Origin of the sequence: Variovorax sp. CF313 (genome assembly GCF_000282635.1) — a bacterium.
Classification (GTDB): domain Bacteria; phylum Pseudomonadota; class Gammaproteobacteria; order Burkholderiales; family Burkholderiaceae_C; genus Variovorax.
In genome coordinates this window covers 46,125-54,025 of sequence record NZ_AKIW01000010.1, presented here as the reverse complement: position 1 = coordinate 54,025, position 7,901 = coordinate 46,125, and the positions used below count along the sequence as shown (strand labels likewise).

The following is a 7,901-nucleotide window of genomic DNA, read 5'->3' as shown; positions in this document are numbered from 1 at the left end:
CAGGTCTGATGCGGCCGTTCGGTATCGACCGGCTGTACGCATGGTTTCGTCCAAATCGGGAGGAATTTGGTGGATCGGTTCTCTGCCGCATCGAGTGTTGTGCGCGCACATCACACCGTGTGCGCGTCGCGCGGCAGGCCGATCCGGAGGCCCTTTAAATTTCTCCCAATTCGCCTGAAAAGATCCACGCATGACGAAGCTGGAGACTCACAGGTGAAGCGCCCACGAACCCTGATGGCTGCGACATGCGCTGCATTGGCTATCGCATGCGCCAGCACGAGCATTGCGATGGTTCATTCCACCTCTGTGCTCGCTGCGGGCATGTTCGTCGAGCACAAGGCGCGTGCGCAAACACAAACGCAAGCGAGCGCGCGGCCTTGGCGGGCCGGCTTCGAGGACACCGCAATGAACCGGCTCATGGACGCATCGCAGGGCGCCACTGAATCCGGCGTGGCCGCACGCCTACATCGCGCTCAAGGTGAAGACGCTCGAGTTGCTCTATCTGGAGAACACACACGCCTACGCGCACGCGGTCGTGCAGGCACGCGAGCAGGTCGCCGGAGCGCTGCACCGCCTGCAGATGCAGAGCGACATCGCGAACACCGCGTACGCGCGCGTCATGAACGCAAGGGCCGGCTTCGAGGCGTCGAAGCGGCATCGCGACCGCGGAGACATCTCCGAAGTGCAGCTGATGGCGGACTTGCAGGGCATGTTGCTCGACCTGCACGTGCTGGCTGCGGCCAACGGCGAACTGGCGCTCGCTTGGGTCGTCCTCATGGGAAGCATCGGAAACGGCGCATCGATCGATGCGGTTGCGGGCGCGCGATCGGCGCAGGCCGTGCAATTGCCGCTTCTGCACAAAGTCTCCCGAAAGTTGCGCAATCCTTGAAGTTCGAAGGAGCCTTACATGACCACTGCCTTGCATAAAGTCCCCGCCCGCCCCGTGCTCACGCTGGCCGGCCACGGACACCCGAAGCCGGACACTTCCGCGCTTGCGCGGCGCGCATGCGCTCCGGACGGCGAGCCGGCGAGCAGCACGGCGACCACGCTGGGCATGCAGCAGCTCACCAGCGCATTCCAGCCCGCGTTCGGGCGGCTGCACGTGCTGCGAGACCTCGTCATCCCCATGTACGAAGGCAGCGCCGTGCCCACGGCCCGCTTCGACGTGGCGCTGGTCTGCGAGGCCGGGGTCTACCTGTTCGAGGTAAAGGGCTGGCGCAACGCGGTGGTGTACCGCAAGACCTCGGCCCAGGCGCTGCCGCGCTGGTTCCTGCGCCAGCAGGGGCATTCGATGGCGCGCGAAGTGAAAGACCCGGCCTGGCAGTGCGGCCGCAAGACCACGCACCTGCGCAGCCTGATGCCGCCCGACCTGCGTGTGCAGTACTTCGTGCTGCTGCCGTTCGAGGGCGTCGAACTCGAAGGCGTGATGCCGTCCGTCGTCATCACGCCGCAGGACCTGCCCTACATCGCGCGCGTGGCGCGCAACAACGGGCGCACCGAGCAGGGCTACCCGCTGCTCGACGACGCGGCCATCGGCCGCACGCTGCGGCTGCTGACCGACCTGCAGGGCGACCTGACGGTCGACGACCACATGAAGAACTGCCGCAACAGGAGCACGCAGGCCCCGGTCAGGGCAGCGCATCCGGGCGTCCTGAAACTTCAGTGACGCGATGAGCCGCATCCTGCTGGTGGAGGAAAGGCGCGAGGCCGCGTCGGTGCTGCTGGACGAGCTGCATCGCGCCGGGCACGAGGTCGACCACATCGACGACGGCGCGGTCGCGCTGCATCGCGTCCTGACCTCGCCGCCGGCACTCACCCTGCTCGACGTCGAACTACCGCACGTCAGCGGCCTGCAGATCCTGGAGAAGGTCCGCGCGCGCAGCGACCACCCGATCATCATGCTGACGGCGCGCAGCGACGAAGCCGACCGGCTGCGCGGCTTCGAGCTGGGTGCGGACGACTACGTGTGCAAGCCCTTTTCCCCAAAGGAAGTCGTGGTGCGCATCCACGTGGTGCTGCGGCGCTATGCGCAGCGCCGCAGCGTCGTGCGCCCTTCGGTGCCGATCACCTTCGGGGCGGTGCGCGGCTGCGCGATTCTCGACGGGCACTACCTGCCGCTGACGCGCCGCGAGTCGCTGCTGCTGCGCGCGCTTTCGCAGGAGCCCGGGCGGGTGCTGACGCGGTCGAAGCTGCTGGAAGCTGCATTCCCGGAGGCGCTCGACGTCAACGAACGCGTGGTCGACACCCACATCAAGAACCTCAGGAAGAAGCTGGCCACCGTCTCCACCGCGCACGACTGGATCCGCTCGGTCTATGGCGTCGGCTTTGCATGGGAATCGCAGGCCAGGCATGACGCCTGACCCGGCGCCGGCTTCCAAGAAATCTTCTCTCATGAAACTACGCTGGCGCGGAGTTCCGCTGCCGCCGATGGTGTTGCTGTCGCTGCAGAACATACAGGACTACCAGCCGCTGAATCCGCAGACGCAGCAACCCAGCCATCGGCGTGAGCGCTCCCTGAACCCTCACAGCTTAGATCAAGGCAGCAGTTCGAATTTCAGGTCAGCCAGCGGCGTGACCTTCTCTTCGCGCACCATCTTGTATTCGGTGTTCGGACCCAGCCACTTGGCCCAGATGCGATCGAGCTCGCCCGACTTCTCCAGCGCATAGAGGGCGCCGTTGACCTTGGCCAGCAGCGCGGGCTCGTCCTTCTTCATGCCGATGCCGATGGGCTGCAGCACCATCGGGTCCTTGATCATCTTCAGCGCCACGCCTTCGGTCTTCGACTGGTTGACCAGCTTGGTGATGGTCATGGTGTTGGCGACCATGCCGACCGACTTGTTCTGCTGTACCGCCATGAAGGCCGAGCCCGTGTCCTGGAACGTGACGGGCTCCGAGCCGTTCATCTTGATCGACAGCTCGGAGGTGGAGCCCTTGGTCGAGCTCAGGCGCTTGCCCTTGAAGTCGGCCTTGGTGGTGCCGGAGTCGGAGGCCTTCACGGCCAGCATTTCCTTGGCCACGTAGTACGGGTCGCTGAACTGGATCTGCTCGCCGCGGCTCTTGGTATAGGCCAGGTTGGCGATGGTCACGTCGACGCGGCCGAGCTTCACCTCGGGCACGCGCGCTTCCACCGACAGCGGCGTGACCTTGGCGGTGAGGCCGAGCTCCTTGGCCACGGCATGGCACAGGTCGACGTCGTGGCCCACCATCTCGCGCGTCTTCGGGTCGGGTGCGGCGAACGGGGGAACGTCGGCGAAAGTGCCGCACTTGAGTTCCTTGCGCTGGGCAATGTCGCTCCACTGGTCGGCATGCGCCAGCAGGGACGACGCGGCGAGGCAGGCGCCGATGGCGGCGAGGCGGAAGACGGTCTTGTTCGACATGGTGGACTCCTGGGAGATTGCGAAGGGAAACGCGGGTGGGGGCTCAGTGCGCGCGCAGGTCCGACAGGAAGCGCTGCGCGCGCGGATGCTGCGGACTGCCGAAGAAAGTGGCGGGGTCGGCCTTCTCGAGGATGCGCCCCGCGTCCATGAACCAGACGCGGTCGGCCACCTCGCGGGCGAAGTTCATTTCGTGCGTGACGCACATCATCGTCATGCCGTCGTGCGCCAGCCCGCGCATTACCGACAGCACCTCGCCGACCATCTCGGGGTCGAGCGCGCTGGTGGGCTCGTCGAACAGCATGGCGGGCGGCTCCATCGCCAGCGCGCGGGCAATCGCCACGCGCTGCTGCTGGCCCCCCGACAGCTGCGCCGGGTACGCGCCCGCCTTGTTCGACAGGCCGACGCGTTCGAGCAGCTGCCCGGCCTTGGCCTTCGCGTCGGCGCGCTTCACGCCGAGCACGCGCATCGGCGAGAGCATGATGTTCTCCAGCACCGACAGGTGCGGGAACAGGTTGAAGCTCTGGAACACGAAGCCGATGCGGCTGCGCAGCTTGTTCAGGGCCTTGCTGCTCATGGGCGCATGGATGTCGTGGCCGTCGAACAGCAGCTTCCCCGACTTCACTTCCTCCAGCCGGTTCACGGTGCGGATCAGCGTGGACTTGCCGGAGCCCGAGGGTCCGCAGACCACCACGACCTCGCCCTTCTTCACCTCGGCGTTGATGTCGGCCAGCGCCTGGTAGTCGCCGTACCACTTGTTGATGTCTGAGAACAGGATCATGGTGTCGTCCTTGGCGGGCACTGGTTGCCCTGCGGGGTGTGGAACGGGCGTCATGGCTGCGTCACCACCGGGGTCGGGAGCGGCGCGCCGTCTTCGGTGGACTTCACCGCCACGGCGCCGAGCCGCTTGTGCGCAATGCGCCGCTCCAGCCATTGCGCAAGCTGCGTGAGGCTGAAGCACACGACGTAGTAGGTCATCGCCAGGATGAAGAACACCTGGAACGGCTTGGTCAGCAGCTGGTTGTTGATCTGGTTGGCCGCGAAGGTGAGCTCCTGCACGTTGATCACGTAGCCCAGCGTGGTCTCCTTGATGGTGGAGATGAACTGGCTCAGCATGCTCGGCAGCATGTTGTAGAGCGCCTGCGGCAGGATCACGTACCACATGGTGCCCAGGTGGCTGTGGCCCAGTGCGCGCGCCGCCTCGCCCTGGCCCTTGGGCAGCGACTGGATGCCGGCGCGCACCACCTCCGAGAGGTAGGCGCCTTCGTAGATCACCAGCGTGCACAGCATGGTGGTGAAGCCCGACACGTCCCGCCCGATAAGGATCGGCACGAGAAAGTAGACCCACAGGATCACCATCAGCAGCGGCACGCCGCGCACGACGTACACCAGCACCGCAGCGGGCCAGTTCAGCAACCGCCAGGGCGACAGCCGCGCCAGCGCGAGCAGCACCGACAGCGGAAAGGCCAGCACGATGCCGAGCACCGACAGGATCAGCGTGGCGACGATGCCGCCGAGCGGGCCGGTGGGGTACTGCCCGACCAGCAACAGCAGCCAGTTGTCGCGAAGAATTTCGTAGACGCTGTACATCGGGGTCCTCGCTTACCTTGCGCCGGCGATGCGGTAGCGCCGAGCCAGCCATCCGCCCACGGCCATGATGATCAGCGAGCACAGCAGGTACAGCACCGTCGCGACGCTGTAGGCCTCGAAGGTGCGAAAGCTCTGGCTCTCGATCTCCTTCACCGCATGCGTCAGCTCGGCCACGCCGATGGCCATGGCCAGGCTGCTGTTCTTGAAGAGCGACACGCTGTGGTTGACCAGCGCCGGCACCGCGTTGCGGATGGCCTGCGGCAGCATCACGTGGCGCATCGAGCCGATGTAGCCATGGCCCAGCGCACGCGCCGCCTCGGCCTGCCCGGCGGGAATGGCGCGCAGGCCGGAGCGCATGTCTTCGCTGAAATACGCGGCCTGGCACAGCCCGAGCGCGACGATCGACAGCAGCCGCTCGGCGTTGTGCACCGACAGCCAGCCCTGCAGCGCATCGGGCAGCAGGCTGAAGATGCCGAAGTACCAGAACATGAGCTGCACCAGCGTGGGCACATTGCGGTGGTAGGAGACGTAGCCGGCCACCACGCGCTCCGCGATGCGGTTCGGCGTGAGCCGCACCACCAGCAGCACGATGGCCATGGTCATGGCGAGCAGCCACGAGCCCGCGGCGATCTTCAGCGTCTCCTGCAGGCCGTGCAGCAGCATGGCGCCGAACTCCGGTTTCAGCAGGATCGCCAGCAGGTCGAAGTCCTTCATGGGCTGTTCCTTTGCGTGGCTGCCGGGGCTGCTGCCGCTCAGGCCTGCGGCGCTTCCGGCCGGGTGGTCGACAGGCCGCCGGGTACCTGCAGCGTGGGCGTGATTTCCATGTGGCCCACGTTCACCGCGATGGGCGCCGCAATGGCGAAGGCGATGGCGTTGGCGATGTCCTCGGCCTGCGGCAGCTCGAAGCCCTCGACGAAGCGCTTGTAGGTGTCCTCGGAGTCGCCGTGCACGTGCGCGAAGATGTCGGTGGCCACGCGCCCCGGGCAGATCTCGGTGACGCGCACGCGCTTGCCGAAGCAGTCGATGCGCAGCTGGCGCGACAGCATGCTCACCGCCGCCTTGGTCGCGTGGTAGGTGCTGTTGCCGCCGAAGTTGTAGGCCGCGGCGATGGAGCTGATGTTGACCACGTGGCCGCGGTCGCGCGCGGCCATGCCGGGCACCACGAGCCGGCACAGGTGCAATACGGCGCGCAGGTTGACGTCTACCAGCAGGTCGATGCCTTCGGCGTCGGCCTTGAGGATGGAACCCGGGCGGTCCACGCCGGCGTTGTTGACCAGCACGTCGAACTCGATCTCCTGCGCGAGACGCGTGACGCCCGCGAGATCGCTCACATCGATGGCGTGCGGCACGCAGCCGGTGCGCGCGGCCAGGTCGGCCAGCTTGTCGGCGCTGCGCGCGAGCGCATGCACCTGCAGGCCTTCCTTGCTGAGGCGCTCGACGACGGCGGCGCCGATGCCCGACGAGGCTCCCGTCACCAGCGCGGTCTTGTAGTCGGAAAACGGCATGTTGTGTTCTTTCATTGAGACGGCAGACGTCTGCCTGGAATTCACTGTAGCCAGCGCCCGTGCGCGGCGCCAAGACGGAATGGCTGTGGAGAGATAAGCCGCCCTTATGTCGCCCGGCATCCGTGCATATGACTAAGGGTAAGCACCATGTTCGTGCCCTTGCGCCTCGTCAGATCGATTGCCTGGAGATCGGCACCACGCGCCCCGCCTGCTCGACCACGCCGTGCACGGCGCGCGCCAGCTCCACCGCGCCGGGGGTATCGCCGTGCAGCAGGATCGAATGCACGCGCATCGGGATCTTCTTGCCGGTGACGCTGGTGACGATGCCTTCTTCGAGCAGCTGGCGCACGCGCGCCAGCACCGCGTCGCGGTCGTGGATCACGGCGCCGGGCAGCTTGCGCGGCACCAGCAGGCCGTCGTCGCCACAGGCGCGGTCGGCCAGGAAGGTGGTGCGCACGCGCAGGCCGCAGCGTTCGGCGGCCCCTTCGATGGCACGGCTGGCCGAGGTGCTGACGGTGAGCGTGGGGTCGAAGTCGGCCACGGCGCGCACCAGCGGATCGGCCAGCGCGGCGTCGGCGGCGGCCATGTTGCCGAGCGCGCCGTGGAAGCTCATGTGCGTCATGCGGTGGCCGGCGGTGCGCGCCATGCCATCGAGTGCGCTGAGCTGGTAGAGCACGCAGGCCACCAGTTCCTTCGTCTCGATCTGCATCTGCCGGCGGCCGAAACCCATCAGGTCGGGAAAGCCCACGTGCGCGCCCACATCGACGCCACGCTGGAGCGCCATGCGAACGGTGCGGTCCATGATGACCGGGTCGCCCGCGTGGAAGCCGCAGGCCACGTTGGCGGAGGAGACGATGTCCAGCAGGGCTTCGTCCTCGCCCATGCGCCAGGGGCCGAAGCCTTCGCCAAGGTCGGCGTTCAGGTCGATGTCCATGGGAGTGTCCTTCACGTCTTTTCAGAGGGGGTGCAGGTCGACCAGCGGCGTGCCGTAGCCGACCGTGGCGCCATCGTCCACAGGGATGTTTTCGACGATGCCGGGCTGCGGTGCGGTCACGGAGAGCAGCAATGGGCCGATCTTCAGCAGGCCGAGGGTTTGGCCGACCTCCACGCGCTGGCCGATGCGCACCAGCGGTGCGGCGGCCAGCGGGTGGGTGTGCAGGAACACGCCGAGCGAGGGGGCATGGATCGGCAGGAGTTCCGGCTCCTCTGCTTCTTCCACCGGCAGTTCAACGATGCTGTCGCCCAGCCGGCCGAGGCGCAGCGTGCCCTCGGGCGTACGCAGTTCGAGCAGGCCGATGTCGGTGCCGGACAGCCAAGCGGCCAGTTGCGGGATGCGGAGTGCGGTGTCCTGCATGTCAGTTCCTTCGGGGGTGCGTGCACAGGCCACCGGGTACTCCCCTCCGCGAATGTCCCCCGCCTTCGGCTCCTCCTT

The 7,901-nt window shown here is 66.9% G+C and carries 10 protein-coding genes; 3 read left to right on the top strand and 7 right to left on the bottom strand.

Annotated elements, in window-relative coordinates; translation table 11 throughout:
• Positions 1-478 precede the first annotated feature (478 nt).
• The 3 genes from PMI12_RS03125 to PMI12_RS03115 are packed head-to-tail and all read left to right on the top strand — an operon-like array spanning position 479 to position 2,360.
• Positions 479-889, top strand: coding sequence for a hypothetical protein (locus PMI12_RS03125; protein WP_042672750.1), 411 nt, complete (start codon positions 479-481; stop codon positions 887-889).
• Positions 890-907: 18 nt separating this feature from the next.
• Positions 908-1,666 (top strand): nuclease-related domain-containing protein, encoded by a 759-nt coding sequence (locus tag PMI12_RS03120; protein ID WP_007829027.1) that lies wholly within the window; start codon positions 908-910, stop codon positions 1,664-1,666.
• A gap of 4 nt (positions 1,667-1,670) precedes the next feature.
• Positions 1,671-2,360, top strand: a complete 690-nt coding sequence (locus tag PMI12_RS03115; protein ID WP_007829024.1) for a response regulator — start codon at positions 1,671-1,673, stop codon at positions 2,358-2,360.
• Between the two features lie 174 nt (positions 2,361-2,534).
• Here the strand turns inward: PMI12_RS03115 and PMI12_RS03110 are convergent, their stop codons facing one another.
• The 7 genes from PMI12_RS03110 to PMI12_RS03080 all read right to left on the bottom strand — a co-directional run bounded on the left by PMI12_RS03110 (position 2,535) and on the right by PMI12_RS03080 (position 7,823).
• On the bottom strand, positions 2,535-3,377 hold the full coding sequence (locus PMI12_RS03110) for an ABC transporter substrate-binding protein (RefSeq protein WP_007829020.1): 843 nt from the start codon (positions 3,375-3,377) through the stop codon (positions 2,535-2,537).
• Between the two features lie 43 nt (positions 3,378-3,420).
• Positions 3,421-4,155 carry an amino acid ABC transporter ATP-binding protein gene (locus PMI12_RS03105; RefSeq protein WP_007829018.1) on the bottom strand — a complete coding sequence of 245 codons (735 nt, stop codon included), beginning with the start codon at positions 4,153-4,155 and terminating at the stop codon, positions 3,421-3,423.
• 50 nt (positions 4,156-4,205) lie between these two features.
• Entirely contained in the window at positions 4,206-4,964 is a 759-nt protein-coding gene (locus PMI12_RS03100) for an amino acid ABC transporter permease (protein ID WP_007829016.1), read from the bottom strand.
• A 12-nt stretch (positions 4,965-4,976) separates the two neighbouring features.
• On the bottom strand, positions 4,977-5,678 hold the full coding sequence (locus PMI12_RS03095) for an amino acid ABC transporter permease (RefSeq protein ID WP_007829015.1): 702 nt from the start codon (positions 5,676-5,678) through the stop codon (positions 4,977-4,979).
• Positions 5,679-5,716: 38 nt separating this feature from the next.
• Complete coding sequence (locus PMI12_RS03090) at positions 5,717-6,469, bottom strand: SDR family NAD(P)-dependent oxidoreductase (RefSeq protein ID WP_042672747.1); 753 nt, start codon at positions 6,467-6,469, stop codon at positions 5,717-5,719.
• A gap of 169 nt (positions 6,470-6,638) precedes the next feature.
• Complete coding sequence (locus PMI12_RS03085; protein WP_007829013.1) at positions 6,639-7,403, bottom strand: LamB/YcsF family protein; 765 nt, start codon at positions 7,401-7,403, stop codon at positions 6,639-6,641.
• Positions 7,404-7,424: 21 nt separating this feature from the next.
• Complete coding sequence (locus PMI12_RS03080) at positions 7,425-7,823, bottom strand: acetyl-CoA carboxylase biotin carboxyl carrier protein (protein ID WP_007829012.1); 399 nt, start codon at positions 7,821-7,823, stop codon at positions 7,425-7,427.
• Positions 7,824-7,901: the final 78 nt, after the last annotated feature.

Bases quoted from the DNA above. Each gene is read 5' to 3' on its own strand.
- PMI12_RS03105 (WP_007829018.1), bottom strand. From the start codon at position 4,155: ATGATCCTGTTCTCAGACATCAACAAGTGGTACGGCGACTACCAGGCG.
- PMI12_RS03085 (WP_007829013.1), bottom strand. From the start codon at position 7,403: ATGGACATCGACCTGAACGCCGACCTTGGCGAAGGCTTCGGCCCCTGG.
- PMI12_RS03090 (WP_042672747.1), bottom strand. From the start codon at position 6,469: ATGCCGTTTTCCGACTACAAGACCGCGCTGGTGACGGGAGCCTCGTCG.
- PMI12_RS03110 (WP_007829020.1), bottom strand. From the start codon at position 3,377: ATGTCGAACAAGACCGTCTTCCGCCTCGCCGCCATCGGCGCCTGCCTC.
- PMI12_RS03115 (WP_007829024.1), top strand. From the start codon at position 1,671: ATGAGCCGCATCCTGCTGGTGGAGGAAAGGCGCGAGGCCGCGTCGGTG.
- PMI12_RS03100 (WP_007829016.1), bottom strand. From the start codon at position 4,964: ATGTACAGCGTCTACGAAATTCTTCGCGACAACTGGCTGCTGTTGCTG.
- PMI12_RS03095 (WP_007829015.1), bottom strand. From the start codon at position 5,678: ATGAAGGACTTCGACCTGCTGGCGATCCTGCTGAAACCGGAGTTCGGC.
- PMI12_RS03120 (WP_007829027.1), top strand. From the start codon at position 908: ATGACCACTGCCTTGCATAAAGTCCCCGCCCGCCCCGTGCTCACGCTG.
- PMI12_RS03080 (WP_007829012.1), bottom strand. From the start codon at position 7,823: ATGCAGGACACCGCACTCCGCATCCCGCAACTGGCCGCTTGGCTGTCC.